The sequence below is a fragment of the Pseudomonas sp. NPDC089395 genome (assembly GCF_044749525.1).
Lineage (GTDB): Bacteria > Pseudomonadota > Gammaproteobacteria > Pseudomonadales > Pseudomonadaceae > Aquipseudomonas.
On sequence record NZ_JBIVID010000001.1, the window covers coordinates 903,887 to 930,859 of the forward strand.

Here is a 26,973-nt window from a genome sequence, read left to right on the forward strand (position 1 = left end):
CTTATGTCGAGGGATTGCCGGGGCTGCTTTGCAGCCCTTTCGCGACACAAGGCCGCTCCTACAGGCGTACGCGATCACCTGTAGGAGCGGCCTTGTGTCGCGAAAGGGGCGCAAAGCGCCCCCCAAGGTGCGTGAATTCATTGTTGATGCTCGGCCCCTTGAAGCGCCTCATCGCCCAATGCCAGGGTCACCCCATGCGCCACCTTCTCCTCCTCGAACAACCGCCACACATGTCCATCCTGACTGCCCAGCAGCTCGACGAAGCGCCGCCCCTCGACCTTGTCATTCAGCTGTCCCACATAGCGCCCCGCCTCGGCCCGGCTGAGCAACACCTTGCGGTCCTTGTCCGGCTGGGTCGGCGAGATCAGGTTCAGTTCCAGGCTCTGTGGGTCGCTTTCGCCGGTCAGGCGCACGTCCACTTCGCCGGTCAGCTCGTCGAGGTGCACGGTGGCCTTGAGGTTGAGGGTCTGTGCCAGCAGCTCGCGATCGAGCGAGCGGTTGATGCCCTTGCCCGCTTCGTAATAGTTGTCGTTGACCAGGTTGTCCGGGTTGTTCACGGCGATGCTGACCATGGTCAGGCTCAGGCACACCGAGGTGGTGAGGATGCCGATGATGATCCAGGGCCAGAGGTGCTTGTACCAGGGGCTGGCGGCGGTGGCGGGCATTGTCAGTGTTCTCTCTCAGCGGATCTGTGGGCCGATGAAACGGCTCTTGGCATTGACCTCGGAGGCGCTGTCATCGGCGCTCTTGAGGATGAAGGTGATTTCGTTGGTGGTCGAGGGCAGTTTTTCCGGGGCGACCGACAATTGCACCGGCAGGCTGACGATATCGCCGGCGGCCACGCGGATTTCCCGCTGGCCTTCGAGGCGCAGGTCGGGCAGGCCGGTGGCGTCCAGCACGTAGACGTGGTCGCGCTGGTCCTTGTTCATGACCTTGAGGCTGTACACGTTCTCGATTCGCCCCTGGGCGTTCTCGCGGTACAGCACGCGGTCCTTGCTGACGTCGAAGCCCACCAGCGAACGGGTGGCGAAGGCGGTGGCCAGGGCGCCGATCATCACCAGCAGCACCACCGCGTAGCCGATCAGGCGTGGGCGTGCCATGTGGGTTTTCTGCCCCGACAGGTTGTGCTCGGTGGTGTAGCTGATCAGGCCTTTGGGGTAGTTCATCTTCTCCATGATGCTGTCGCAGGCGTCGATGCAGGCGGCGCAGCCGATGCATTCGATCTGCAGGCCGTCGCGGATGTCGATGCCGGTCGGGCACACCTGCACGCACATGGTGCAGTCGATGCAGTCGCCCAGGCCCTTGGCCTTGTAGTCCAGGTCTTTCTTGCGCGGGCCACGGGTTTCGCCGCGGCGCGGGTCGTAGGAGACAATCAGGGTGTCCTTGTCGAACATCACGCTCTGGAAGCGCGCATAGGGGCACATGTACACGCACACCTGCTCACGCAGCCAGCCGGCATTGCCATAGGTGGCGAGGGTGAAGAAGCCGACCCAGAAATACGCCCAGCCATCGGCTTGGCCGGTGAAGAATTCGATGACCAGTTCACGAATCGGTGAGAAATAGCCGACGAAGGTCATGCCGGTAACGAAGCCGATCAGCAGCCACAGGCTGTGCTTGGCGAACTTGCGCAGGAACTTGTTGCCGCTCATGGGGGCCCGGTCGAGCTTCATGCGCTGGTTGCGGTCACCCTCGGTGACTTTTTCGCACCACATGAAGATCCACGTCCACACGCTCTGCGGGCAGGTGTAGCCGCACCAGACGCGGCCGGCGAAAACGGTGATGAAGAACAGGCCGAAGGCGGCGACGATGAGGATGCCCGAAAGCAGGATGAAATCCTGCGGCCAGATGGTGGCGCCGAAGATATAGAACTTGCGTTCGGGCAGGTTCCACCACACGGCCTGGTGGCCACCCCAGTTCAGCCACACGGTGCCGAAGTACAGCAGAAACAACAGCGCCCCGCCGGCGATGCGCAGCCTGCGGAACACGCCGGTGAAGGCGCGGGTGTAGATTTTCTCGCGAGAGGCGTAGAGGTCGACGGAGTCCTTCCCTTTGCTGGCAGGCGGGGTGACGTCATGTACCGGAATTTGCTTGCTCATCATCAAGTCCCACGGCAGTGGAGAAACGCCGCGGCCAGTGCGTGCCGACCGCAGTCTCGCGCCGTCTGCTGGCGCGCTGCGATCCATGATACGCCGGTGATGGCACACTGGGGTCGCATTGCGACCTTTTGTCGCATTGGGTTCACGATAGGAATCGTGATATGGCGGGTGTCAATTGATGCAGGTCATGAAGCGGGTGGATTCACTGGCCTCATCGCCGGCAAGCCGGCTCCCACAAGGTCTCCACAACACAGGGAGGCATCTGTGGGAGCCGGCTTGCCGGCGATAGTGCCAGGCCTGCCTTACTCAGCCTTGGCCGGCTCAGCCTGGTTCGACAGGCTGTACACATAAGCCGCCAGCAAATGCACCTTGTCATTGCCCTGCAGCTGTTCCTGCGCCGGCATCTGCCCCTGGCGACCATAGCGAATGGTCTGCTGCAGTTGGGCAAAGCTCGAACCGTAGATGAACGCCTGCGGGTGGGTCAGGTCAGGCGCACCCATCGCCGGCGTGCCCTTGCCCTCCGGTCCGTGGCAGGCCACGCAGTTGGCAGCGAAGATCTTCTGCCCGTTCTCGGCGTCGGCCTTGGCGCCTTCCGGCAGGCTGCGGCCATCGAGCTTGCTGACCACGAAGGCCGCGACATCGGCCACCCCTTGCTCGCCGATCACTTCCGACCAGGCCGGCATCACCCCATGGCGCCCCCCCATGATGGTGGTCTTGATGGTTTCCGGCTCGCCGCCCCAGCGCCAGTCCTTGTCGGTCAGGTTAGGGAAGCCGTAGGCACCCCTGGCGTCGGAGCCGTGGCACACCGAGCAGTTGGAGGCGAACAGCCGCGCGCCCATCTTCAGTGCTTGCGGGTCCTTGGCCACCTCTTCGATGGGCATGGCCGCGAACTTGGCGAAGATCGGCCCGAAGCGAGCGTCGGCCTTGGCCATTTCCTTTTCCCACTCGTGCACGCCGGTCCAGCCTGGCTGGCCATTGCTGAACTCGGTCTGCTTTTCGGTATCCAGGTACGAATAGCCCGGCAGGATGCCTTTCCAGTTGCCCAGGCCCGGGTACAGCACCAGGTAGCCGAGGGCGAAGATAATGGTGCCGACGAACAGCCAGAACCACCATTTGGGCAGCGGGTTGTCGTATTCCTCGATGCCATCGAAGGCATGCCCGACGGTTTCGTCGGTGACCTCTTCGCGCTGGCCCTTGCGGGTCGACAGCAGCAGCCAGGTCAACGAGAAGATGGTGCCCAGGGTCAGGACGGTGACGTACAGACTCCAGAAGGTTGTCATTGTTGTTTGCTCCCAGCAGCTTTTGCTTGCGCTTGCTCGACGTGCTTTTTGGCCTCGGGATCATCCGCGAAGGGCAGTTGCGTGGCTTCGTCGAATTCCCGCTTGCGCCGTGGGTTGAACACCCACAGCGCAAGGCCGACGAAGGCCACCATCACCACCACGGTGCCCAGGCCGCGAATCATCCCGATATCCATCAGCGTCACCGTTTGCTTTTGATGATGGTGCCAAGACCTTGCAGGTACGCAACGATGGCGTCCATTTCGGTCTTGCCCTTGACCGCGTCGTGGGCGCCGGCGATGTCGGCGTCGGTGTATGGCACACCGAGTGTGCGCAGCACCTCCATCTTCTTCGCGGTGTCCTTGCCGTCGAGCTTGTGCTCGACCAGCCACGGGTAGGACGGCATCTTCGATTCCGGTACCACGTTGCGCGGGTTGTACAGGTGCGCGCGGTGCCAGTCGTCGGAGTAGCGGCCGCCGACGCGCGCCAGGTCCGGACCGGTACGCTTGGAGCCCCACAGGAACGGGTGGTCCCAGACGCTTTCGCCGGCTACCGAGTAGTGGCCGTAGCGCTCGGTTTCGGCACGGAACGGGCGGATCATCTGCGAGTGGCAACCGACGCAGCCTTCACGGATGTAGATGTCACGGCCTTCAAGCTCCAGCGCGGTGCGCGGCTTCATGCCTTCGACGGGTTTGTTGGTCACGTCCTGGAAGAACAGCGGGACGATCTGGGTCAGCCCCCCGATGCTCACGGCGATGACCATGAAGAAGGCCAGCAGGCCTATGTTCTTCTCGACGGCTTCATGCTTCATCAGTGCGCTCCCACGACGACGATCTTGGCGGCTTCTTCAGCCTGCGCCGGGTTGGCGGCGCGTACAGTGCGGAACACGTTGTAGGCCATCAGCAGCATGCCGGAGGCGAAGAACGCGCCGCCCAGGGCCCGGACGATAAAGCCTGGGTGACTGGCCTGCAGGGCTTCGACGAAGGAGTAGGTCAGCGTGCCGTCATCGTTGATGGCGCGCCACATCAGGCCCTGGGTGATGCCGTTGACCCACATCGAGGCGATGTACAGCACGGTGCCGATGGTGGCCAGCCAGAAGTGCGCGTTGATCAGGCCGACGCTGTGCATCTGCTCGCGGCCGTAGAGTTTCGGGATCATGTGGTACACCGCGCCGATGGAAATCATCGCTACCCAGCCGAGGGCGCCGGCGTGGACGTGGCCGATGGTCCAGTCGGTGTAGTGCGACAGCGAGTTCACGGTCTTGATGGCCATCATCGGGCCTTCGAAGGTGGACATGCCATAGAACGCCAGGGACACCACCAGGAACCGCAGGATCGGGTCGGTGCGCAGTTTGTGCCAGGCGCCGGACAGGGTCATCATGCCGTTGATCATGCCGCCCCAGCTCGGTGCCAGGAGGATGATCGACATCACCATGCCCAGCGACTGCGCCCAGTCAGGCAGGGCGGTGTAGTGCAGGTGGTGGGGGCCTGCCCAGATGTACAGGGTGATCAGCGCCCAGAAGTGCACGATCGACAGGCGATACGAGTAGATCGGCCGCTCGGCCTGCTTGGGCACGAAGTAGTACATCATCCCCAGGAAGCCGGTGGTGAGGAAGAAGCCCACGGCGTTGTGGCCGTACCACCACTGGATCATCGCGTCGGTGGCGCCGGAGTAGGCCGAGTACGACTTGAACAGGCTCACCGGCAGCGAGATGTGGTTGACGATGTGCAGCATCGCGGTGACCACGATGAAGGCGCCGTAGAACCAGTTGCCGACATAGATGTGCTTGGTCTTGCGCTTGACGATGGTGCCGAAGAACACCAGGGCGTAGGTCACCCAGACCACGGCCAGGAGGATTGCGATCGGCCATTCCAGCTCGGCGTATTCCTTGGTGGTGGTGTAGCCCATCGGCAGGGTGATCAGCGCGCCGAGGATCACCGCCTGCCAGCCCCAGAAGGTGAAGGCGGCCATGCTGTCGGAGATCAGCCGGGTCTGGCAGGTTCGCTGCACCACGTAGTAGCTGGTGCCGAACAACGCACAGCCGCCGAAGGCGAAGATAACCAGGTTGGTGTGCAGCGGACGCAGGCGGCCGAAGCTGGTCCAGGGCAGGTCCAGGTTCAGTTGTGGCCACACCAGCTGCGAGGCGATGAAGACGCCGAGGCCCATGCCAAGGATCCCCCAGACCACCGTCATGATGGCGAACTGGCGGACGACCTTGTAGTTATAAGCAGTCGGACTGATTGCTGTGCTCATTGCTAAGGTTCCACGGTTTTGGTGTTCTTGTTGGTTGGAAAATCGGCGCCAGTATCGTTAACCACCAGGGTTATGGCAACGCAAGGACACCTGCGCCGACCCGTGTCCGGACCCTGTTGCCGATGTCCCGCGGCAACAAGGTGCGGACGATTGTACACAAATAAATATTTGTAATGTGTACCGTTTTTCGCCTTTTTCTGATCGATCGGTCAAGCTTTTTCTGCGGGCGGCGTCAGGCTATGCGCCGCGTCTGCTTCGCTGGATTGGCAGCGAAGCCCACTGAGGCAACAAGCTTAGTTCGGTTGGGGGGTGGTGCAAGGCGGGGGGGTGGCTTGATATTGATGGTGTGGCGTAGATCGAGCGCCGCCCGCGCGGCGCTCGATCCCACAGACGAAATATCTCTTACGTCGAACTCACTGAGCAGTCACGACCTCAGCAGCGTCCCCTTGCGACAGGCTGTACACATAAGCCGCCAGCAAATGCACCTTGTCATTCCCCTGAATCTCCGCCTGGGCCGGCATCTGCCCCTGGCGGCCATAGCGAATGGTCTGCTGCAGCTGGGCAAAGCTCGACCCATAGATGAACGCCTGCGGATGGTTCAGGTTCGGCGCCCCCATGGCCGGGGTGCCATTGCCCTCAGGTCCGTGGCAAGCCACGCAGTTGGCCGCGAAGATCTCCTTGCCCTTCGCCGCGTCAGCCTTGATCCCTTCCGGCAGGCTGCGGCCATCGAGGTTGGTCAGTACATAGGCGGACACATCAGCCACGCCCTGTTCGCCGATCACTTCAGACCAGGCCGGCATCACGCCGTGGCGGCCATTCATGATCGAGGCCTTGATGGTTTGCGCCTCGCCACCCCAGCGCCAGTCCTTGTCGGTCAGGTTGGGGAAACCATAGGCACCCTTGGCGTCCGAGCCGTGGCACACCGAGCAGTTGGAGGCGAACAGGCGGCTGCCCATCTTCAGTGCCTGCGGGTCCTTGGCCACTTCCTCGATGGGCATGGCGGCGTACTTGGCGAAGATCGGGCCGAACTTGGCGTCGGCCTTGTCCATTTCCTTCTGCCACTCATTGACGCCGGTCCAGCCGTTCTCGTAACCGGGCAGGATGCCTTTCCAGTTGCCCAGGCCCGGGTAGAGCACCAGGTAGCCGGCGCCGAATACCAGGGTGCCGACGAACAACCAGAACCACCACTTGGGCAGCGGGTTGTCGTATTCCTCGATGCCATCGAAGCTGTGCCCCATGGTCTGGTCGGTGGTGTTCTTGCTCTGGCCCTTGCGGGTCGAAAGCAACAGCCACGCCAGGCCGATCAGGCTGCCGATGGTCAGTACGCTGATGTACGTACTCCAGAAGGTGGTCATTGCCCTTTACTCCTCATCGCAGCAGTCATGGCAGCAGGTTCCTGCCCGGCGGGGGGCAGGCGGTCGTCGACGAAGGGCAGCAGGCGCGCTTCGGCGAAATCACGGTCACGGCGGCGGTTGAACACCCACAGCGTCAGGCCGATGAAGGCGATCATCACCACCAGGGTGCCCAAGCCACGGATCATGCCGATGTCCATTTCCATCGCACTCACCTCTTGTTCTTGATCGAGGTGCCCAGCACCTGCAGGTAGGCGACCAGGGCATCCATCTCGGTCTTGCCCTTGACCGCCTCGCGGGCACCGGCAATGTCGTCGTCGCTGTACGGTACGCCGAGGGTGCGCAGGGTGCGCATCTTGGTGTCGGTGTGGCTGTTGTCGACCTGCTGGGCGACCAGCCACGGGTAGGACGGCATTTTCGACTCCGGCACCACGTTGCGCGGGTTGTACAGGTGCGCACGGTGCCAGTCGTCCGAGTAGCGGCCACCGACCCGGGCCAGGTCCGGACCGGTACGCTTGGAGCCCCACAGGAACGGGTGGTCCCACACGCTTTCACCGGCCACCGAGTAGTGGCCGTAACGCTCGGTTTCGGCGCGGAACGGGCGGATCATCTGCGAGTGGCAGCCGACGCAGCCTTCGCGGATGTAGATATCGCGGCCTTCCAGCTGCAGCGCGGTGTAGGGCTTCATGCCTTCGACCGGCTTGTTGGTCACGTCCTGGAAGAACAGCGGGACGATCTGGGTCAGGCCGCCGATGCTGACGGCGAACACCATCAGCAAGGCCAGCAGGCCGACGTTCTTCTCGATCACTTCATGTTTCATCAGGCAGGTCTCCTCAGGCCAGTTGCGCGTTGGCAGGGGCGGCGACGGCGGCCGGGGCTCGCACGGTGCGCCAGGTGTTCCAGGCCATCAGGAACATGCCGCTGAGGAAGATCGCACCACCGACGAAGCGCACGATGAAGCCAGGGTGGCTGGCCACCAGGGTTTCGACGAACGAGTAGGTGAGCGTGCCGTCGCTGTTCACCGCCCGCCACATCAGGCCCTGGGCAATGCCGTTGACCCACATCGAGGCGATGTACAGCACAGTGCCGATGGTCGCCAGCCAGAAGTGCGCGTTGATCAGGCCGATGCTGTGCATCTGCTCTTTGCCGAACACTTTCGGGATGGTGTGGTACAGCGCACCGATCGAGATCATTGCTACCCAGCCAAGGGCACCGGCGTGTACGTGGCCGATGGTCCAGTCGGTGTAGTGGGACAGGGCGTTGACCGTCTTGATGGCCATCATCGGGCCTTCGAAGGTGGACATGCCGTAGAACGCCAGGGACACGACCAAAAAGCGCAGGATCGGGTCGCTGCGCAGCTTATGCCAGGCACCGGAGAGGGTCATCATGCCGTTGATCATGCCGCCCCAGCTCGGGGCCAGCAGGATCAGCGACATCACCATGCCCAGCGACTGCGCCCAGTCGGGCAGCGCGGTGTAGTGCAGGTGGTGTGGACCGGCCCAGATGTACAGGGTGATCAGCGCCCAGAAGTGGACGATCGACAGGCGATAGGAATACACCGGGCGTTCGGCCTGCTTGGGTACGTAGTAGTACATCATCCCCAGGAAGCCTGCGGTCAGGAAGAAGCCCACCGCGTTGTGGCCATACCACCATTGCACCATGGCATCGGTCGCGCCGGCATACACCGAGTACGACTTGGTCAGGCTGACCGGCAACTCCAGGTTGTTGATGATGTGCAGCATCGCCACGGTGAGGATGAAGGCGCCGAAGAACCAGTTGCCGACATAGATGTGCTTGGTGTTGCGCTTCATCATCGTGCCGAAGAACACGATGGCGTAGCACACCCAGACGATGGTGATCAGGATGTCGATCGGCCATTCCAGCTCGGCGTATTCCTTGGAGCTGGTGTAGCCCAGCGGCAGGGTGATGGCTGCCAGCAGGATGACCAGCTGCCAGCCCCAGAAGGTGAACGCGGCAAGCTTAGGTGCGAACAGGGTGGTCTGGCAGGTACGTTGCACCGAATAATAGGAGGTGGCGAACAGCGCGCAGCCGCCGAAGGCGAAGATCACCGCATTGGTATGCAGGGGACGCAGGCGGCCGAAGCTGGTCCAGGGGAGGTCGAAGTTCAGGGAAGGCCAGGCGAGCTGGGCGGCAATGAAGACGCCGAGCCCCATCCCGACGATTCCCCACACCACCGTCATGATGGCGAATTGGCGGACCACCTTGTAGTTATAGGCGGTACTGCTGGTTGTGTTCATGTATGGGTTCCCATCCACGGTTATTTGGCAGGCTTTATAGCGAGGCAAGCATGATTAATGGGCAAAGTGCCTGTATTGACGGGGATCAATGGGCGAAGATCGGAAATGTCCCAGGCTTGCGCTGCGATTCCCCATCGAATCAGGGACATAGCGCACCTGCGGGGTGCCTGATCCTGGCCCACGGCGCAGGGGCGCCAATGGACAGCGACTTCATGAACGAAATGGCGCAAAGGCTGGCGGCGCTTGGGGTTGGCGTGGTGCGCTTCGAGTTCCCCTACATGGCCGAGCGCAGGGGCGGGGGCGGCAAACGGCCGCCCAATCCGCAGAAGGTGCTGCTTGAATGCTGGCGCGAGGTGTACCGGCAGGTGCGACCTTTGGTCACGGGAAAGCTGGCGATTGGCGGCAAGTCCATGGGCGGGCGTATGGCCAGCCTGCTGGCTGACGAGCTGGGTGCCGATGCGCTGGTGTGCCTGGGGTATCCGTTCTATGCGGTGGGCAAGCCCGAGAAGCCGCGCGTGGAGCACCTGGCGCAATTGAAGACGCCGACGTTGATCGTGCAGGGCGAGCGGGATGCGTTGGGAAACCGGGAGGCGGTGCAGGGGTATGCGCTGTCACCGTCGATCGAGGTGAGCTGGCTGGTGGCGGGGGATCATGACCTGAAGCCGCTGAAGGCGTCGGGGTTCAGCCATGCGCAGCATATGCAGGCGGCGGCCGAGAAGGTGGCTAATTTCCTGAGAGGCTGACGCCTGTAGGAGCGGCCTTGTGTCGCGAAAGGGCCTCGTAGAGGCCCCAGCATTCTTTGGGGTGCATCGATTTTGGGGCCGCTTCGCAGCCCTTTCGCGACACAAGGCCGCTCCTACAAGCGACCGTGTGCAGCAACGATCAGTCGCGGTACTCGCACAGGTAAGCGGTATCCACCGCCACCTTCAACTGGAACTTGCTGTCGGCAGCCACATTGAACTTGTCGCCAGCGTTGAAGGTTTCCCAGTTGTCGCTACCCGGCAGCTTCACGGTCAGCGCACCGGAAACCACGTGCATGATTTCACGCTTGGCAGTGCCGAACTCGTATTCGCCCGGGGCCATCACGCCGACGGTGGCCTGACCTTCAGCACCTTCGAAGGCGATCGACTTGACGGTGCCATCGAAGTACTCGTTGACCTTGAACATGGGGCGACTCCTGAAAAGAGAGGGGGGATGAAAAAGGGCTGGCCAGTATGCCCAAGCCCATTCACGCCGTCATCTGCTTTCAGGCGCCTCCGCCGTCAAAGGCCCGGCAGGCTCAAGGGCAGCAACCGTGCCGTATTGCGCGCATCCTCCAGCGCCCGGTGCTGCTGGCCGCTGAAGTGCATGCCGGCCAGGTGCAGGGCACCGTTGAGCCCGGTCGGGCGTTGCAGGTGGCGGGCCTTGGCGAAGCGCTGCTTGAGGTTGATGTGCGGCAGGTTGCGCAACAGGCTGTCGAGCTCATGCTGCTGCCATTCCTGCAACAATTGCTGGCGGTCGTAGTCACCCCAACTGACCCAGGCCTGCAACTGCCCGCGATGGTGCCCCAGCCAGCGCTCGAAGCGCGCCCACACCTCCGGAAACGCCGCAGCGCTGTCGACGCTGGCCTGGCTGATTTTGGTCAGCTGGCGGCAGAACGGCGTCAGCTGGGGCCGCCGACGCGGCCGCACGAAGCGCTGGAAATGGTCCACCTCGCGGCCCTCGCGGGTCACCAGGCTGGCGCCAATTTCAATGATTTCCATCTCCGTGACCGGCCAGCCACCGTCATCGGTGGTGGCTTCCAGGTCGATCACCAACCAGTGGCCCATACCAGGCTCCCTCGCCATACTTGCTAGAGCAGCGTAGCCAATGTCTGGCCTCATGGCACCCTCTGGCAAAATGCCCTCATTTTGGCGTTTCCAGCGGTTGTGCCGTTTTTTGAAAACGCCTAGCTTAAGCGCAACCAGGTATGAACCGTGATGAGTGCCCGTCTTGACTCCTGCACCCGGCCTGAAGGTTTTTGCCACCCTGTTGCTGTTGGCCGTTGCCGGGCTGGCAGCACCGACATGGGCTGTCGACGCCATCGAAGTGAAGATCGGTGCCGCACATTTCCCGCCCTATACCGTGCGCCCGGAGCAGGGGGCTGACAGCGGGCTGTTGCCGCAACTGGTCCAGGCCTTGAACGACTTGCAGGCGGATTACCGCTTTGTGCTGGTGCCCACGTCCATTCAGCGGCGCTTCGGCGACTTGCAGCAAGGCCGTACCGACATGGCGATCTTCGAGAACCCTGCCTGGGGGTGGCAGCAGATTCCGCACCAGACCGTGGACATGGGCCTGGAAGATGCCGAGGTGTTCGTCGCGAAAAAGGTCGTCGGCCGTGACCAGCACTACTTCGCTGACCTGCAGGGCAAGCGCCTGGCGCTGTTCAATGGCTATCACTACGCCTTCGCCCGCTTCGACCCCGACCCTGACCACCTGCGCGAGACCTACAACGCGACCCTGACCTATTCCCATGACAGCAACCTGCTGATGGTCCAGGCCGGGCGCGCCGACATCGCCTTGGTCACGCGCTCCTACCTCAGCGATTTCCTGGTGCGCAACCCCACCAGCCTGGACACGCTGATGGCTTCCGAGCGTATCGACCAGGTCTACCACCACTACGCCTTGCTGCGTCCAGGCGCTCCCATCAGCGCCGAGCAGTTCTCCGCGCTGCTGCGCTACCTGCGCGAGACCGGCGAACTGACGCGGATCTTCCAACCCTATCGGATCACCGTCGCGGCGCCCGCCGAGTAAATTCCGAGGTCGCGGCCACGTTTCACCCGTGAGCCTTTCTTTCACTCACCGTGAGCCAAGACCATGCCGTTCGATGCCGCTTCGCAGCCGTTGTCACTGCCTCGCTGGCACAGCCTCAGCGCCGACCAAGGCGACCGCTGGCTGAGCCTGACGCTGGAGGACCGTCCCCTGATCCAGGTGCGCCTGGTGCCGGGCGAAACCCTTGAGGTCCATATTGAAAGCCTTTGCCCCGAGCGCCCCCAGCAAGCGTTGTGGGCCGCCTGCTACTGGCTGCTGTCACGCGACCCGGCCTGCCAGCGCCTGGCCTGGCACCTGCCGCAACCGCAACCCGAGGCGCTGGCCAGCGGGCTGCTGGTGATGGGCGAGAGGCCAGGCGTGTACCGGTGCGAGCGCACACTGTTCTGGCAGTTGCCGCATCCCTGGCTGGGTCACACGTCGACCACCGCCTACCCACAGCAGATGCAGCTGAGCGATGGCAAGCGTCACCCTCGCCGGGCGCCCAAGCCGCGTGGCGAGGTCTATCGCCGTTTCGATGCCCGGCTGGGCAGCTGGGTGTCGTTGCGGACGCTGGAAATCGACCAGGACCTGGCGCGATTCAACCGCTGGCAGAACAACCCGCGGGTGGAGAAGTTCTGGAAGGAAGGCGGCTCGCTGGAGCAGCACAGGGAGTATCTGGCCAAGCTCGAAGCCGACCCGCACACCCTGACCCTGATCGGCAGCTTCGACGACCAGCCGTTCGCCTACTTCGAGGCCTACTGGGCCAAGGAAGACCGCATTGCACCGTTCTACCCGACCGACGACTACGACCGTGGCGTGCACATGCTGGTGGGCGAGGAGAGCCACCGCGGGCCGCACAAGGTCGCCAGCTGGCTGTCGGCGCTGGTGCACTACCTGTTCCTCGATGACCCGCGCACCCAGCGGGTGGTGGCCGAGCCGCGTGCCGACAATGGCAAGATGATCGGCTACATGCACGACCAGTGCTTCCATTGCGAGAAAGAGTTCGATTTCCCGCACAAGCGGGCAGCGCTGATGATTCTGGGGCGGGAGCGGTTCTTCGAGCGTTGCAAGCTGGTCTGAGACCGAGTTGTCTTCATCGCGGATAAATCCGCTCCTACAGGCCTGCGGCGATCTTGTAGGAGCGGATTTATCCGCGATGAAGGCGACGCCGAACCTCAACCCTGCCGGTTAGCGGTCTTGCGGCAATGCACCAGCGCATCGCGAATCATGAAGTTGACCAAGGTCGGCGACACCCCCAGCTCCTTGGCGATGTCCTTCTGCGGCACGCCATGCAGGCGGTACATCTCGAACGCATAGCGGGTGCGCGGGGGCAGTTCGTTGAGCGCCTCGGCAATGTGCTCCAGGGCGGCAAGATTGATATGAGTGGCTTCCGGCGAGGCGTTGAGCACGACGACGTTGAGGCCTTCCTCTTCACTGCCGGAGTACTTCAGCTCCATCGCCTGCTTGCGGTAGTGATCGATGGCCAGGTTGCGCACGATCTGGAACAGGTAGCTGAGCTGGGCCTTGAACGACGAGGTGATGTGGGGGGCGGAACCGAGCCGGAAGAAAGCGTCCTGCACCACGTCTTCGGCGCGCGAGCGGCAACCGGTGATGCGTGCCGCGATCTTCACCAGAATGCTGCGGTTGTCGACGAACGCCTGGAGTAATGGTGAATCGCACTTACTTGTGGATAGCTGTTCCGCCATGGAAATCACCTTGTCTCGGAAGGGAAAGGGAGCCCCCCTGGCGGGGAAGCTTCCTGCGACGTGCGACAAACTATTCAGAATGATAATGATTGTCAAATACGAAAGTTAATCAGTATCCATTAGTTTCGGTTCTAAGCCGACAGGCGTGATGCAGTTCACTTTCTGCTCCTTCCGGCACCGCGTTTCGCCGTTAATTTCTTCCGTTGCCCATCCGTTCCCCTGTGTACATCCGGCCGCCGCATGCTGCCCGCCGCCCTTGCGCGAGGCAGCCGGCCCGACTTACCCAGACACTGGCAGGAACACCCCATGACGGACGCCTTCGAACTCCCGCTCTCGCTGGTCCAGGCACTGGCGCAACGTGCCGCGCACACCCCGGACCGCATAGCCCTGCGCTTTCTGGCCGACGCCCCCGGCGAGCAGGCCGTGCTCAGTTACCGCGAGCTGGACCGTCGCGCGCGCACCATTGCCGCCGCCTTGCAGGCCCAAGCGGGGTTCGCCGACCGCGCCGTGCTGTTGTTCCCCAGCGGCCCGGACTATGTCGCGGCGTTCTTCGGCTGCCTGTATGCCGGTGTCATCGCCGTGCCGGCCTATCCGCCGGAGTCGTCGCGCCGTCACCATCAGGAGCGCCTGCTGTCGATCATCGACGACGCCGAGCCGCGTCTGCTGCTGACCGTGGCGGCGCTGCACGACAGCTTGCAGGGCCTCGAAGCCCTGGCTGGTGACAACGCCCCCGCACTGCTGGCGGTGGACACCCTGGGCCCGAGCTTGGCGGAGGCCTGGCGCGAGCCGACGCTGACCGGCGACGACATCGCCTTCCTCCAGTACACCTCCGGCTCCACGGCGCTGCCCAAGGGCGTGCAGGTCAGCCACGGCAACCTGGTGGCCAACGAGCAGTTGATCCGCCACGGCTTTGGCATCGACCTGAACCCCGACGACGTGATCGTCAGCTGGCTGCCGCTGTACCACGACATGGGCCTGATCGGCGGCCTGCTGCAGCCGATCTTCAGCGGCGTGCCTTGTGTGCTGATGTCGCCGGGCTACTTCCTGGCCCGACCGCTGCGCTGGCTGCAGGCGATCAGCGAATACGGCGGCACCATCAGTGGCGGGCCGGACTTCGCCTACCGTCTGTGCAGCGAGCGGGTCAGCGAAGCGGCCCTGGCCGGCCTCGACCTGAGCCGCTGGCGCGTGGCCTATTCCGGCTCCGAGCCCATCCGCCAGGACAGCCTCGACACCTTCGCCGAGAAGTTCGCCGCCTGTGGCTTCCAGCCGAGCAGTTTCTTCGCCAGCTACGGCCTGGCCGAGGCCACCCTGTTCGTCAGCGGCAGCCGCCGTGGGCAGGGCATCCCGGCACTGGAGCTGGATGCCGAGGCCTTGGCCGCCAACCACGCCCAAGCCGGGCAGGGCAGCGTGCTGATGAGCTGTGGTTACCCGCAGCCGGGGCACGCCGTGCGCATCGTCGAGCCTCAACACCAGCAAAGGCTGGAGGACGACCAGGTGGGTGAGGTCTGGGCCGCTGGCCCGAGTATCGCCTTGGGTTACTGGCGCAACCCCGAGGCCACCGCCCGCACCTTCGTGGAAATGGACGGACAGACCTGGCTGCGCACCGGCGACCTCGGCTTCATGCGCCAAGGCGAAGTGTTCGTCACCGGGCGCCTGAAGGACATGCTGATCGTGCGCGGCCAGAACCTCTACCCGCAGGATCTGGAAAAGACCCTGGAACGTGAGGTCGAGCAGCTGCGCAAAGGCCGTGTGGCCGTGTTCGCCGTGGACGATCAGGGCGAGGAGGGGATCGGCGTAGCGGTGGAAATCAGCCGCAATGTGCAGAAGGCCATGCAGCCCGAGACGCTGATCAAGACCCTGCGCCAGGTCATCGCCGATGCCTGTCGCCAGGCGCCGGCCGTGGTCCTGCTGCTCAACCCGGGCGCACTGCCCAAGACCTCCAGCGGCAAGCTGCAGCGTTCGGCCTGCCGCCTGCGCATGGATGACGGCAGCCTCGATATCTACGCCCGTTTCCCGGCCGCTACCGAATCGACCGAGGCCACCGCAGCCGGCGATGGCCTGCAGGCACGCATCGCCGGTGTCTGGTGCGAGATCCTCAAGGTCGAGTCGGTAGCCGCCGACGATCACTTCCTGCTGCTGGGAGGCAACTCCATCGCCGCCACCCAGGTCACCGCGCGCCTGGCCGATGAGCTCGGTATTCAACTGAACCTGCGCGCCTTGTTCGAAGCGCCGACCCTTGCCGAATACAGCGCGGCCGTGGCGGCAATCATCAAAGAGGGGGGTGGCGTAAACACGGCCATTGCATCCCTGAACCGTGGCCTGGCGCTGCCACAGTCGCTGGCGCAGAACCGCCTGTGGTTGCTGTGGCAGCTCGAACCGCAATCGGCCGCCTACAACATCCCCGCCGGCCTGCACCTGCGCGGCGAACTGGACGAGGCCGCGCTGGAGGCAGCGTTCCAGGCGCTGGTAGCGCGTCACGAGGCGCTGCGCACGGTGTTCTGCGAAGCAGACGGTCAGGCCCTGCAGCGGATCCTGCCCGAGCAGCCGTTCAAGCTTCGCCGCCTCGACCTGCAAGGGCTGGATGCCGCAGCCGTAACCGAGCGCCGCGAAGCGCAAGCGCAGCAACCGTTCGACCTGGGCCAAGGCCCGCTGCTGCGCGTGACCCTGGCGCGACTGGACGACGAAGACCATCAACTGTGGGTGACCTTGCACCACATCGTTGCCGATGGCTGGTCGCTGAACATCCTGCTCGACGAGTTCGCCAAGCTCTATGCCGCCCGCTGCCAAGGCCTTGAAGCCTCGTTGGCCCCGCTGTCGCTGGGGTACGCCGACTATGGCAACTGGCAGCGCCAGTGGTTGGCCGAAGGCGAAAGCGCGCGTCAACTGGAATACTGGAAGGCCCGGCTGGGCGATGCATTGCCGGTTCTCGACCTTTACCCTGACCAGCCGCGTTCCAGCCAGCACACCAACCGCGCCGCACGCCTGAACCTGAAAGTGCCGGCCAAGCTGACCGAGGCCCTCAAAGGCCTGGCCCGCGAGCAACAGGCCAGCCTGTTCATGGTCTTGCTGGCGGCCTGGCAAGGCCTGCTGCACCGCTACACCGGACAGGCCGACATCCGCATCGGCGTGCCCAATGCCAACCGCCCGCGCCAGGAAACTCAGGGCATGGTCGGCTTCTTCATCAACACCCAGGTGCTGCGCGCGCAACTGGACAGCCGCCAACCCTTCGCCCAGCTGCTGGCGCAAGTACGCCAAACCACCCTCGACGCCCAGGCCCACCAGGACCTGCCGTTCGAGCAGCTGCTCGAAGCCCTGCCCGAAGCCCGTGAGCAAGGCCTGTTCCAGATCATGTTCAACCATCAGCAGCGCGACCTGTCGGCCCTGCGCCGCCTGCCGGGCCTGTTGGCCGAAGAGCTGCCGTGGCACAGCCGCGAAGCCAAGTTCGACTTGCAACTGCACAGCGAAGAAGACCATCAGGGTCGCCTGAGCCTGGCCTTCGACTACGCGGCCGAGCTGTTCGAACACGGCACCGTGGAGCGTCTGGCCCAGCACCTGCTGGCACTGCTGGCGCAAGTGTGCGCGCAACCGCAGCTGGCCCTGGGTGATGTCGACCTCCTCGATGAGCCAGGCCGCCAGCAACTGCTTGCCTGGGGCCAGGCGCCTGCGCCCGCGCCCGAGAACCTGGTGGTCGAGCAGCTCAACGAGCAGGCGCGCCAGACCCCGCAGCGCACGGCGCTGGCCTGGGAAGGTGGCAGCCTCGACTACGCCGAGCTGCACCAGCAGGCCAACCGCCTGGCCCATTACCTGCGCGACAAAGGCGTCGGCCCCGACACCTGCGTGGCCATCGCCGTCGAGCGTTCGCCGCAACTGCTGATCGGTTTGCTGGCCATCCTCAAGGCCGGCGGTGCCTATGTGCCGCTGGACGTCGACTACCCGGCCGAGCGCCTGGCCTACATGCTGCGCGACTGCAAGGCCAGCCTGCTGCTCAGCCACAGCGGCATGCTCGCCACCTTGCCGCAGGTCGACGGGGTCAGCGCCATCGCCCTCGACCAGCTGCACCTGGACAGCTGGCCAAGCCACGCGCCGGGCCTGCACCTGCACGGCGACAACCTCGCCTACGTGATCTACACCTCTGGCTCCACCGGCCAGCCCAAGGGCGTAGGCAACTCCCATGCGGCGCTGGCCGAGCGCCTGCAGTGGATGCAGGCCACCTACGCGCTGGACGACAGCGACGTGCTGATGCAGAAGGCGCCGATCAGTTTCGACGTGTCGGTGTGGGAATGCTTCTGGCCGCTGATCACCGGCTGCAAGCTGGTGCTGGCCGGCCCTGGTGAGCACCGCGACCCGCAGCGTATCGCCGCGCTGGTGCAGCAGCATGGCGTCACTACGCTGCACTTCGTGCCGCCGCTGCTGCAAGTGTTCGTCCAGGAACCCCTGGCGGCGGGCTGCACCAGCCTGCGCCGGCTATTCTCCGGTGGCGAGGCACTGTCGGCGAGCCTGCGCGACCGCGTGCTGCAACTGCTGCCGCAGGTGCAATTGCACAACCGCTACGGTCCGACTGAAACCGCCATCAACGTCATCCACTGGCACTGCCGGGCCGAGGATGGCGCCCGCTCGCCGATTGGCCGGCCGCTGGGCAACGTGCTCTGCCGCGTGCTGGATGATGAGCTGCAACTGGCTGCCCCGGGCGTACCGGGCGAGCTGTACCTGGGCGGTGCGGGACTGGCCCGCGGTTACCTCGGTCGCCCAGGTCTGACAGCCGAGCGCTTCGTGCCCCAGGCCGATGGCGACGGTACGCGTTTGTACCGCAGTGGCGACCGTGCCCGCTGGCAGGTGCAGGCCGAAGCCCTGGAATACCTTGGCCGCCTCGACCAGCAGGTGAAGGTACGAGGTTTCCGCGTCGAACCTGAAGAAGTGCAGGCGTGCCTGCTAGGCCAGCCAGGGGTCGAACAGGCACTGGTGCTGATCCACCAGGACGCGGTTGGCGCGCAGTTGGTCGGCTATTACAGCGGCACAGCAGCGGCGGATGCGCTGCTGGCCAATTTGGCCGAGCGCCTGCCTGCTTATATGGTGCCGGTGCAGCTGATCGCCCTTGAACACATGCCGTTGGGCCCCAGCGGCAAGGTTGATCGCAAGGCCCTGCCTGCGCCGGTCTGGCAGCTGCGTGAACATGTCGAGCCGCAGACCGCGCTGCAGCAGCAGGTCGCGGCGATCTGGCGCGAGGTGCTGAACCTGCCACGCATCGGCTTGCACGACGACTTCTTCGCCCTGGGTGGCCATTCCCTGCTGGCCACCCAGATCGTCTCGCGCACCCGCCAGGCCTGCGATGTCGAGCTGCCGCTGAAAGTGCTGTTCGAGGCCAGCGAGCTAGGCGCCTTCTGCGCGCAGATCGCGCGCATCCAGGAAGCCGGCGAGCACAACCTGCAGGGTGAGATCGCCCGCGTCGACCGCCGCCAGGCCGTGCCGTTGTCGTACTCCCAGCAGCGCATGTGGTTCCTCTGGCAGATGGAACCGCACAGCCCGGCGTACAACGTTGGCGGCATGGCGCGCCTGCGCGGCACGCTGCATGTCGATGCCTTCGAGCGTGCCCTGCAGGCGCTGATCGTGCGCCACGAAACCTTGCGCACGACCTTCCCGGCCATCGACGGCGTGCCCTACCAGTGCGTTGCCCAGGACGGCCAGCTGCAACTGGACTGGCAGGACTTCAGCGCCTTGCCCGACGCCACCCGTCAGCAGCGTCTGCAGCAACTGGCCGACGAGCAGGCGCACCAGCCGTTCGACCTGGAGCGTGGCCCGCTGCTGCGCGCTTGCCTGGTGAAGGCCGAAGATCGCGAACATTACTTCGTGCTGACCCTGCACCACATCGTCACCGAAGGCTGGGCCATGGACATCTTCGCCCGCGAACTGGGCGAGCTGTACGAAGCCTTCGTCGATGACCGCGAGTCGCCCCTGGCGCCGCTGCCGGTGCAGTATCTGGACTACAGCGTGTGGCAACGGCAATGGCTGGAAAGCGGCGAGGGCGCCCGCCAGCTGGCCTACTGGAAAACTCGCCTGGGCGATGAACACCCCGTGCTGGCGCTGCCCGCCGACCGACCACGCCCGGCGGTGCAGAGCCACCGTGGCGAGCTGTACCGCTTCGACCTCGACCCGGCGCTGGTCGCCCGCGTGCACGCCTTCAACAGCCAGCGCGGCTTGACCCTGTTCATGACCATGACCGCCACCCTGGCCGCCTTGCTGCACCGCTACAGCGGCCAGCGCGACCTGCGCATCGGTGCGCCGGTGGCCAACCGCATTCGCCCCGAGAGCGAAGGCCTGATCGGCGCCTTCCTCAACACCCAGGTGCTGCGCTGCGAGCTGGACGGGCAGATGAGCGCCGCCGCCTTGCTCGACCAGGTGCGCCAGGCCGCCATCGAAGGCCAGTCGCACCAGGACCTGCCGTTCGAGCAACTGGTAGAAGCCCTGCAACCGCCGCGCAGCAGCGCCTACAACCCGCTGTTCCAGGTGATGTGCAACGTGCAGCGCTGGGCCTTCCAGCAAAGCCGTGAGCTGGCCGGCATGCAGGTGGACTACCTGGTCAACGACGCCAGTGCCACCAAGTTCGACCTGTACCTGGAAGTCACTGACCTCGATGGCCGCCTGGGCTGCTGCCTGACCTACAGCCGCGACCTGTTCGACGCACCGCGCATCGCGCGCATGGCCGAACACTGGCAGCAGCTGCTGGCCGGCCTGCTCGACGACCCACAGCAGCGCCTGTGCGAACTGCCGATGCTGGCGGACGCCGAGCAGCAGGTATTGATCAGCCAGTTGCAGGGCGAGCACCACCCTGCGCTCGACCAGACGATCCATGGCCTGTTCGCCGCCCAGGCTGCACGCACGCCGCAAGCCGGCGCGCTGACGTTCGCAGGCGAACACCTGAGCTACGCCGAGCTGGACCAGCAGGCCAACCGCCTGGCCCGTGCGCTGCGCGAACGCGGTGTCGGCCCGCAGGTACGTGTCGGTCTGGCCCTGGAGCGCTCGCTGGAAATGGTGGTCGGCCTGCTGGCCATCCTCAAGGCCGGTGGCGCCTATGTGCCGCTGGACCCGGAATACCCGCTCGACCGCCTGCGCTACATGATCGAGGACAGCCGTATCGGCCTGCTGCTGAGCCAGCGCAGCCTGCTCGAAACCCTCGGCGAGCTGCCGCCCGGCGTGCAGCGCTGGAGTCTGGAAGACGACGCCGCCAGCCTGTCCGCCTACAGCGATGCAGCGCTGGACAACCTCAACCTGCCGCAGCACCAGGCCTACCTGATCTACACCTCCGGCTCCACCGGCAAGCCCAAGGGCGTGGTGGTCAGCCACGGTGAAATCGCCATGCACTGCCAGGCGGTGATCGAAGCCTTCGGCATGCGCAGCGACGACTGCGAGCTGCACTTCTATTCGATCAACTTCGACGCCGCCAGCGAACGCCTGTTGGTGCCGCTGCTGTGTGGTGCGCGCGTGGTACTGCGGGCCCAGGGCCAGTGGGGCGCCGAGGACATCTGCCAGCTGGTGCGCGAGCAGCAGGTGAGCATTCTCGGTTTCACCCCGAGCTACGGCAGCCAGCTGGCCCAGTACCTGGCCGGGCAGGGCGAGCAGTTGCCGGTGCGCCTGGTGATCACCGGCGGCGAAGCGCTGACCGGCGAGCACCTGCAGCGCATCCGCCAGGCCTTCGCGCCGCAGCAGTTCTTCAACGCCTACGGCCCGACCGAGACGGTGGTCATGCCGCTGGCGTGCCTGGCGCCCGACACCCTGCCTACCGACGCCGGCAGTGTGCCGATCGGCCGGGTAATCGGCGCCCGCAGCGCCTATATCCTCGATGAAGACCTGGCGTTGCTGCCCCAAGGGGGCATCGGCGAGCTGTACGTCGGCGGCGCTGGCCTCGCCCAGGGCTACCACGACCGCCCAGGGTTGAGCGCCGAGCGCTTTGTCGCCGACCCGTTCAGCACTGACGGCGGGCGCCTGTATCGCACCGGCGACCTGGTGCGCCTGCGCGCCGATGGCTTGGTGGAGTATGTCGGCCGTGCCGATCAGCAGGTGAAAATCCGAGGCTTTCGCATCGAGCTTGGCGAAATCGAAAGTCGCCTGCAGGAACATGCCGATGTCGACGAGGCCGTGGTCCTGGCACTCGACCTGCCGGGTGGCAAACAGCTGGTAGGTTACCTGGTGTGCAAGCAGGCCAGCGCCGACAGCGACGCCCAGGCCTTACTGCGTGAAGCGGTCAAGGCCGATGCCCGCCTGCACCTGCCGGATTACATGGTGCCGGCGCACTTGGTGCTGCTGGGCAGCCTGCCACTGATGGGCAACGGCAAGCTCGACCGCCGGGCCTTGCCCTTGCCTGATCTGGAGCAGACGGGCCAGCAGTACCAGGCGCCGGCCAACGTGCTGGAAGCGCAACTGGCGCAGATCTGGCGTGATGTGCTCAACGTGTCCCGCGTGGGTGTGCAGGACAACTTCTTCGAACTGGGCGGCGATTCGATCCTGTCCATCCAGGTGGTCAGTCGTGCCCGCCAACTGGGGCTGCAGTTCACGCCGCGCGACCTGTTTCAGCACCAGACCATTCAGACGCTTGCCGCCGTGGTCACCCACAGCGAAGTGGCCAGCGGCATCGAGCAGGGGGCGCGGCAGGGCAAGACCGGACTGACGCCGATCCAGCACTGGTTCTTCGACAGCGAGGTGGTCCAGCCCCAGCACTGGAACCAGGCGGTGTTGCTGCACGTGCGCCAGACGTTGGACAAGGCTCAGCTCGAACAGGCACTGATGGCGCTGCTGGAGCACCACGACAGCCTTCGCCTGCGCTTCACCCAGGCCAATGGTCGCTGGCAGGGCGAGTTCGCCGCGCCTGCCAATGTGCAACTGCTGTGGACCGCCACGGTGGCCGACTTCGACGACTGCCAGTCGCTGTACAGCGACGTGCAACGCAGCCTCGATCTTGAGCAAGGCCCCTTGCTGCGCGCATTGCTGGTAACGGACGGGCAGGGCGCCCAGCGTCTGCTGCTGGCGATCCACCACCTGGTGGTCGACGGTGTGTCCTGGCGCGTACTGCTCGAAGACCTGCAGGCGCTGTACCGTGGCCAGCCGCTGGCGGCCAAGTCCCACGCCATGGCCGACTGGGCCGCGCGCCTGGGCAGCTACGCCGGCAGCGACTCGCTGCGTGACGAGCTCGGCTGGTGGCAAGGCCAACTGGCCAGCGTGCGCCATGAACTGCCGTGCGATCACCCGCAGGGCGGCAACCTGCATCGCCACGCCGACACCGTTGCCATCGGCCTGGATGTCGAGCAGACCCGGCAGTTGCTGCAGCAGGCCCCGGCGGCCTATCACACCCAGGTCAACGACCTGCTGCTGACTGCCCTGGCCCGCACCCTGTGCCGCTGGACTGGCGATCAGGAAGTGCTGGTGCAGCTCGAAGGCCATGGCCGTGACGGCCTGTTCGAAGACATGGACCTGACCCGCAGCGTCGGCTGGTTCACCAACGCCTACCCGCTGCGCTTCGACCCTCAGGCCGGCGAGGACGATGCCGCGCGCGCCGCGTCGATCAAGCGGATCAAGGAGCAACTGCGCCAGGTGCCGCACAAAGGCCAGGGTTATGGGGTGCTGCGCTACCTGGCCGACGACGCCGCGCGGGAAAGCATGGCGGCGCTGCCACAGGCGCGGATCACCTTCAACTACCTGGGCCAGTTCGACCAGCAGTTCGATGCTGGCGCGCTGTTCCAGCCGCTGGATGCTCCGGCGGGCCTGGCCCACGACCTCGATGCGCCACTGCCGAACTGGCTCAGCGTCGACGGCCAGGTCTATGGCGGTGCCTTGCAACTGCGCTGGACCTACAGCCGCGAGCGATACCACGAGCAGACCATCGCGCAACTGGCGGAGGCTTATCGCCAGGAGCTACTGGCCCTGGTCGAGCATTGCCTGGCCGATGGCAACGGCAGTTTCACGCCGTCGGACTTCCCGCTGGCGCACCTGACTCAGGAGCAGATCGACGCGCTGCCGATCCCGGCTGCCGAGATCGAGGACGTCTACCCGCTAACACCGATGCAGGAAGGCCTGCTGTTGCATACCCTGCTGGAGCCGGGCACCGGCATCTACTACATGCAGGATCGCTACCGGATCAACAGCGCGCTCGACCCGCAGCGTTTCGCCCAGGCCTGGCAGGCTGTGGTGGCGCGTCACGAAGCCCTGCGAGCGTCGTTCAGCTGGAACGCCGGCGAAGCGATGCTGCAGATCATCCACAAGCCGGGCAATACGCCGGTCGATTACCAGGACTGGCGCGGCCTCGACGCGGCGGCCCAGGAACAGCGCCTGCAAGCCTTGCACAAAGAAGAACGCGAGGCCGGCTTCGAGTTGCTGCGCGAGGCGCCGTTCCACCTGCGCCTGGTGCGGGTCGACGACGAGCGCTACTGGTTCATGATGAGCAATCACCACATCCTCATCGATGCCTGGTGCCGTTCGTTGCTGATGAACGACTTCTTCGCGCTCTACCAGGCCCTCGGCGAAGGCCGCCAGGCGCAGCTGCCGGTGCCGCCGCGCTACCGTGACTACATCGGCTGGCTGCAACGCCAGGACCTGGACGAGGCACGTGGCTGGTGGCAGGCCAACCTGGCCGGCTTCGAACGCGCCACGGCCATCCCCAGCGACCGCCCGCTGCGCAATGACCACACCGGCGAAGGCATGGTCGTCGGCGACTGCTACACCCGTCTGGAGGCCTGCGACGGCGTGCGCCTGCGCGAACTGGCCCAGGCCCACCAGCTGACCATCAACACCTTCGCCCAGGCGGCCTGGGCACTGGTGCTGGCACGCTACAGCGGCGACCGCGACGTGGCCTTCGGCGTAACCGTGGCTGGGCGCCCGGTGAGCCTGCCGCAGATGCAGCGCACGGTCGGCCTGTTCATCAACAGCATCGCCCTGCGCGTGCAGCTGCCCGAGCCGGGCCAGCGGCGCAGTGTGCGCCAGTGGCTGCAAAGCCTGCTGGAGCGCAACATGGAATTGCGCGAGTACGAGTACCTGCCGTTGGTGGCGATTCAGGCGTGCAGCGAACTGCCCAAGGGCCAGCCACTGTTCAACAGCCTGTTCGTGTTCGAAAACGCGCCGGTGGAAAGCGCGGTGCTCGACCATGCCCAGCACCTGAACGCCAGCTCCGACTCGGGCCGTACCCACACCAACTTCCCGCTGACGGCGGTGTGCTACCCGGGTGACGACCTGGGCCTGCACCTGTCGTTCGACCAGCGCTATTTCGACTTCCCGACCATCGAACGTCTGCTGGCCGAGTTCAAGCGCCTGCTGTTGGCGCTGGTGCAAGGCTTCGACGGCGAGGTGAGCGAGCTGCCGCTGCTCGGCAATGAGGAACAGCGCTTCCTGCTCGACGACTGCAACCGCACTGAGCAGGCCTATGCCCTGGAGCAGAGTTATGTCGCGCTGTTCGAAGCGCAGGTCGCCGCGCACCCCGAGCGCACGGTCGCCCGTTGCCTGGAGGCGTCCTATGACTACGCCGGGCTGAACCTCGCGGCCAACCGTCTGGGCCATGCCCTGGTCGCGGCCGGTGTGGCCATCGACCAGCCGGTCGCGTTGCTGGCCGAGCGTGGGTTGCCGCTGCTGGGCATGATCGTCGGCAGTTTCAAGGCCGGGGCCGGCTACTTGCCGCTGGACCCGGGCCTGCCCTCGGCGCGCCTTCAGCGCATCGTCGAGCTCAGCCGCACCCCGGTGCTGGTGTGCAGCGCGGCCTGTGCCGAACAGGCGCGTCAGCTACTGGACGAACTGGCGGGCGTGGCCCGGCCGCAGCTGCTGGTGTGGGAAGAGGTCCAGAGCAGCCACATCGCCAGCCACAACCCCGGCATTCACAGTGGGCCTGACAACCTTGCCTATGTGATCTATACCTCCGGCTCCACCGGCCTGCCCAAGGGCGTGATGGTCGAACAGCGCGGCATGCTCAACAATCAGCTGAGCAAGGTGCCGTACCTGGCCTTGAGCGAGCATGACGTGATCGCCCAGACCGCCTCGCAGAGCTTCGATATTTCGGTATGGCAGTTCCTTGCCGCACCGCTGTTCGGCGCCAAGGTCGAGATCGTGCCGAACGCCATCGCCCACGACCCGCAGGGCCTGCTGGCCCATGTGCAGGCCACCGGCATTACCGTGCTGGAAAGCGTGCCGTCGCTGATCCAGGGCATGCTGGCCAACGACCACCAGGCCCTGGACGGCCTGCGCTGGATGTTGCCGACCGGTGAGGCCATGCCACCGGAGCTGGCGGCGCAATGGCTGCAGCGTTACCCGGGGATTGGCCTGGTGAACGCCTACGGCCCGGCGGAGTGCTCGGACGATGTGGCGTTCTTCCGTGTCGACCGCGAGTCGACCCGCGGCAGCTACCTGCCGATCGGCACACCGACCGACAACAACCGCCTGTACCTGTACGGCGAGGACCAGGCCCTGGTGCCGCTGGGTGCCGTGGGCGAACTGTGCGTTGCGGGTACCGGCGTCGGGCGTGGCTATGTCGGTGACCCGGTGCGTACTGCGCTGGCCTTTATCCCGCATCCGCACGGTGCACCGGGCGAGCGGCTGTACCGCACCGGTGACCTGGCGCGGCAGCGGCCGGACGGAGTCTTGGAGTATGTCGGGCGTATCGACCATCAGGTGAAGATTCGCGGTTACCGCATCGAACTGGGCGAGATCGAGGCCCGTCTGCATGAGCAGCCCGAACTGCGTGATGCGGCCGTTGGCGTGCAGGAAGGCGTCAATGGCAAGCATCTGGTTGGCTACCTGGTGGCTCACCAAGGTGTCAGCGCCGATGCCGCCCTGCTTGAGCAGGTCAAGCAACGCCTGCGCGCCGAATTGCCGGAATACATGGTACCGCTGCACTGGGGCTGGTTCGACAGCCTGCCGCACAACGCCAACGGCAAGCTCGACCGCAAGGCCCTGCCGGTCATCGATATCGGCGGGCAGCACAGCCAGGCCTACCTGGCGCCGCGTGATGAGCTGGAAGAGGTGCTCGCCGGCATCTGGGCCGATGTGCTCAAGGCCGAGCGGGTAGGGGTGCACGACAACTTCTTTGAGCTGGGCGGGCATTCGTTGCTGGCTACGCAGATTGCGTCGCGGGTACAGAAGCAGTTGCAGCTTAATGTGCCGCTGCGGGCGATGTTCGAGTGCAGCACGGTGGAGGCGTTGGCGGCGTATGTGCGCGGGTTGCAGGACAGTGCGCTGGATGAGGAGAAGGTGGATCGGCTGAGTGATTTGATGGCGGAGTTGGAGGGGTTGTGATT

17 protein-coding genes are annotated in these 26,973 nt (G+C 65.0%); 4 read left to right on the plus strand and 13 right to left on the minus strand.

The genetic code is table 11. The features are described 5' to 3' along the window. Positions 1-137: 137 nt before the first annotated feature. From ACIPZG_RS04200 to ccoN (ACIPZG_RS04245), 10 genes are all read right to left on the minus strand, one after another. Complete coding sequence (locus ACIPZG_RS04200; RefSeq protein WP_400710503.1) at positions 138-665, minus strand: FixH family protein; 528 nt, start codon at positions 663-665, stop codon at positions 138-140. 15 nt (positions 666-680) lie between these two features. Beyond that, positions 681-2,096, minus strand: coding sequence for a cytochrome c oxidase accessory protein CcoG (gene ccoG, locus ACIPZG_RS04205; protein ID WP_008093488.1), 1,416 nt, complete (start codon positions 2,094-2,096; stop codon positions 681-683). Positions 2,097-2,398: 302 nt separating this feature from the next. Next, positions 2,399-3,376: a cytochrome-c oxidase, cbb3-type subunit III gene (ccoP, locus tag ACIPZG_RS04210; protein WP_400710506.1), complete on the minus strand. Its 978-nt coding sequence runs from the start codon at positions 3,374-3,376 to the stop codon at positions 2,399-2,401. Continuing rightward, positions 3,373-3,570 carry a CcoQ/FixQ family Cbb3-type cytochrome c oxidase assembly chaperone gene (locus ACIPZG_RS04215; protein ID WP_043273373.1) on the minus strand — a complete coding sequence of 66 codons (198 nt, stop codon included), beginning with the start codon at positions 3,568-3,570 and terminating at the stop codon, positions 3,373-3,375. Before ACIPZG_RS04215 ends, ccoP (ACIPZG_RS04210) begins: the two co-directional genes overlap by 4 nt. 5 nt (positions 3,571-3,575) lie before the next feature. After that, positions 3,576-4,184: a cytochrome-c oxidase, cbb3-type subunit II gene (ccoO, locus tag ACIPZG_RS04220; protein ID WP_008093485.1), complete on the minus strand. Its 609-nt coding sequence runs from the start codon at positions 4,182-4,184 to the stop codon at positions 3,576-3,578. Further along, positions 4,184-5,626, minus strand: a complete 1,443-nt coding sequence (ccoN, locus tag ACIPZG_RS04225; protein WP_400710509.1) for a cytochrome-c oxidase, cbb3-type subunit I — start codon at positions 5,624-5,626, stop codon at positions 4,184-4,186. Before ccoN (ACIPZG_RS04225) ends, ccoO (ACIPZG_RS04220) begins: the two co-directional genes overlap by 1 nt. A gap of 413 nt (positions 5,627-6,039) precedes the next feature. Continuing rightward, on the minus strand, positions 6,040-6,981 hold the full coding sequence (gene ccoP / locus ACIPZG_RS04230; RefSeq protein ID WP_400710512.1) for a cytochrome-c oxidase, cbb3-type subunit III: 942 nt from the start codon (positions 6,979-6,981) through the stop codon (positions 6,040-6,042). Further along, complete coding sequence (locus ACIPZG_RS04235; protein ID WP_008093482.1) at positions 6,978-7,184, minus strand: cbb3-type cytochrome c oxidase subunit 3; 207 nt, start codon at positions 7,182-7,184, stop codon at positions 6,978-6,980. The genes ccoP (ACIPZG_RS04230) and ACIPZG_RS04235 overlap by 4 nt, the downstream gene beginning before the upstream one ends. Positions 7,185-7,189: 5 nt before the next feature. Further along, positions 7,190-7,798, minus strand: coding sequence for a cytochrome-c oxidase, cbb3-type subunit II (gene ccoO, locus ACIPZG_RS04240; RefSeq protein WP_400710515.1), 609 nt, complete (start codon positions 7,796-7,798; stop codon positions 7,190-7,192). A gap of 13 nt (positions 7,799-7,811) precedes the next feature. Then, complete coding sequence (gene ccoN, locus ACIPZG_RS04245) at positions 7,812-9,236, minus strand: cytochrome-c oxidase, cbb3-type subunit I (protein WP_008093480.1); 1,425 nt, start codon at positions 9,234-9,236, stop codon at positions 7,812-7,814. Positions 9,237-9,286: 50 nt separating this feature from the next. Here ccoN (ACIPZG_RS04245) and ACIPZG_RS04250 point away from each other — a divergent pair, with 50 nt between their 5' ends. Beyond that, on the plus strand, positions 9,287-9,979 hold the full coding sequence (locus ACIPZG_RS04250; protein WP_400710880.1) for an alpha/beta family hydrolase: 693 nt from the start codon (positions 9,287-9,289) through the stop codon (positions 9,977-9,979). Between the two features lie 139 nt (positions 9,980-10,118). Here the strand turns inward: ACIPZG_RS04250 and ACIPZG_RS04255 are convergent, their stop codons facing one another. Together ACIPZG_RS04255 and ACIPZG_RS04260 are read right to left on the minus strand one after the other, a co-directional pair. Further along, the gene (locus ACIPZG_RS04255) at positions 10,119-10,403 is read right to left on the minus strand and encodes a pyrimidine/purine nucleoside phosphorylase (RefSeq protein ID WP_008093478.1); all 285 of its coding nucleotides are present in this window, start codon (positions 10,401-10,403) and stop codon (positions 10,119-10,121) included. Between the two features lie 95 nt (positions 10,404-10,498). Then, complete coding sequence (locus ACIPZG_RS04260; protein WP_400710518.1) at positions 10,499-11,044, minus strand: exonuclease domain-containing protein; 546 nt, start codon at positions 11,042-11,044, stop codon at positions 10,499-10,501. 163 nt (positions 11,045-11,207) lie between these two features. Between ACIPZG_RS04260 and ACIPZG_RS04265 the strand changes: the two genes are divergently transcribed. Beyond that, positions 11,208-12,008, plus strand: coding sequence for a substrate-binding periplasmic protein (locus tag ACIPZG_RS04265; protein ID WP_400710521.1), 801 nt, complete (start codon positions 11,208-11,210; stop codon positions 12,006-12,008). Between the two features lie 63 nt (positions 12,009-12,071). After that, positions 12,072-13,085: a GNAT family N-acetyltransferase gene (locus tag ACIPZG_RS04270; RefSeq protein ID WP_400710524.1), complete on the plus strand. Its 1,014-nt coding sequence runs from the start codon at positions 12,072-12,074 to the stop codon at positions 13,083-13,085. Positions 13,086-13,180: 95 nt separating this feature from the next. Here ACIPZG_RS04270 and ACIPZG_RS04275 read toward each other — a convergent pair whose 3' ends face one another. Further along, the gene (locus ACIPZG_RS04275; RefSeq protein WP_008093474.1) at positions 13,181-13,711 is read right to left on the minus strand and encodes an RNA polymerase factor sigma-70; all 531 of its coding nucleotides are present in this window, start codon (positions 13,709-13,711) and stop codon (positions 13,181-13,183) included. A 306-nt stretch (positions 13,712-14,017) separates the two neighbouring features. Here ACIPZG_RS04275 and ACIPZG_RS04280 point away from each other — a divergent pair, with 306 nt between their 5' ends. Continuing rightward, positions 14,018-26,971 (plus strand): non-ribosomal peptide synthetase, encoded by a 12,954-nt coding sequence (locus ACIPZG_RS04280; RefSeq protein WP_400710527.1) that lies wholly within the window; start codon positions 14,018-14,020, stop codon positions 26,969-26,971. Positions 26,972-26,973 lie beyond the last annotated feature (2 nt).

Excerpts from the sequence above, each read along its gene's own strand:
- ccoG (WP_008093488.1), bottom strand. The coding sequence starts at position 2,096 with ATGAGCAAGCAAATTCCGGTACATGACGTCACCCCGCCTGCCAGCAAA.
- ACIPZG_RS04200 (WP_400710503.1), bottom strand. The coding sequence starts at position 665 with ATGCCCGCCACCGCCGCCAGCCCCTGGTACAAGCACCTCTGGCCCTGG.
- ccoN (WP_008093480.1), bottom strand. The coding sequence starts at position 9,236 with ATGAACACAACCAGCAGTACCGCCTATAACTACAAGGTGGTCCGCCAA.
- ACIPZG_RS04250 (WP_400710880.1), top strand. The coding sequence starts at position 9,287 with ATGATTAATGGGCAAAGTGCCTGTATTGACGGGGATCAATGGGCGAAG.
- ccoN (WP_400710509.1), bottom strand. The coding sequence starts at position 5,626 with ATGAGCACAGCAATCAGTCCGACTGCTTATAACTACAAGGTCGTCCGC.
- ccoO (WP_400710515.1), bottom strand. The coding sequence starts at position 7,798 with ATGAAACATGAAGTGATCGAGAAGAACGTCGGCCTGCTGGCCTTGCTG.
- ACIPZG_RS04255 (WP_008093478.1), bottom strand. The coding sequence starts at position 10,403 with ATGTTCAAGGTCAACGAGTACTTCGATGGCACCGTCAAGTCGATCGCC.
- ccoP (WP_400710506.1), bottom strand. The coding sequence starts at position 3,376 with ATGACAACCTTCTGGAGTCTGTACGTCACCGTCCTGACCCTGGGCACC.
- ACIPZG_RS04215 (WP_043273373.1), bottom strand. The coding sequence starts at position 3,570 with ATGGATATCGGGATGATTCGCGGCCTGGGCACCGTGGTGGTGATGGTG.
- ACIPZG_RS04235 (WP_008093482.1), bottom strand. The coding sequence starts at position 7,184 with ATGGAAATGGACATCGGCATGATCCGTGGCTTGGGCACCCTGGTGGTG.
- ACIPZG_RS04280 (WP_400710527.1), top strand. The coding sequence starts at position 14,018 with ATGACGGACGCCTTCGAACTCCCGCTCTCGCTGGTCCAGGCACTGGCG.
- ACIPZG_RS04275 (WP_008093474.1), bottom strand. The coding sequence starts at position 13,711 with ATGGCGGAACAGCTATCCACAAGTAAGTGCGATTCACCATTACTCCAG.
- ccoP (WP_400710512.1), bottom strand. The coding sequence starts at position 6,981 with ATGACCACCTTCTGGAGTACGTACATCAGCGTACTGACCATCGGCAGC.
- ACIPZG_RS04260 (WP_400710518.1), bottom strand. The coding sequence starts at position 11,044 with ATGGGCCACTGGTTGGTGATCGACCTGGAAGCCACCACCGATGACGGT.
- ccoO (WP_008093485.1), bottom strand. The coding sequence starts at position 4,184 with ATGAAGCATGAAGCCGTCGAGAAGAACATAGGCCTGCTGGCCTTCTTC.
- ACIPZG_RS04270 (WP_400710524.1), top strand. The coding sequence starts at position 12,072 with ATGCCGTTCGATGCCGCTTCGCAGCCGTTGTCACTGCCTCGCTGGCAC.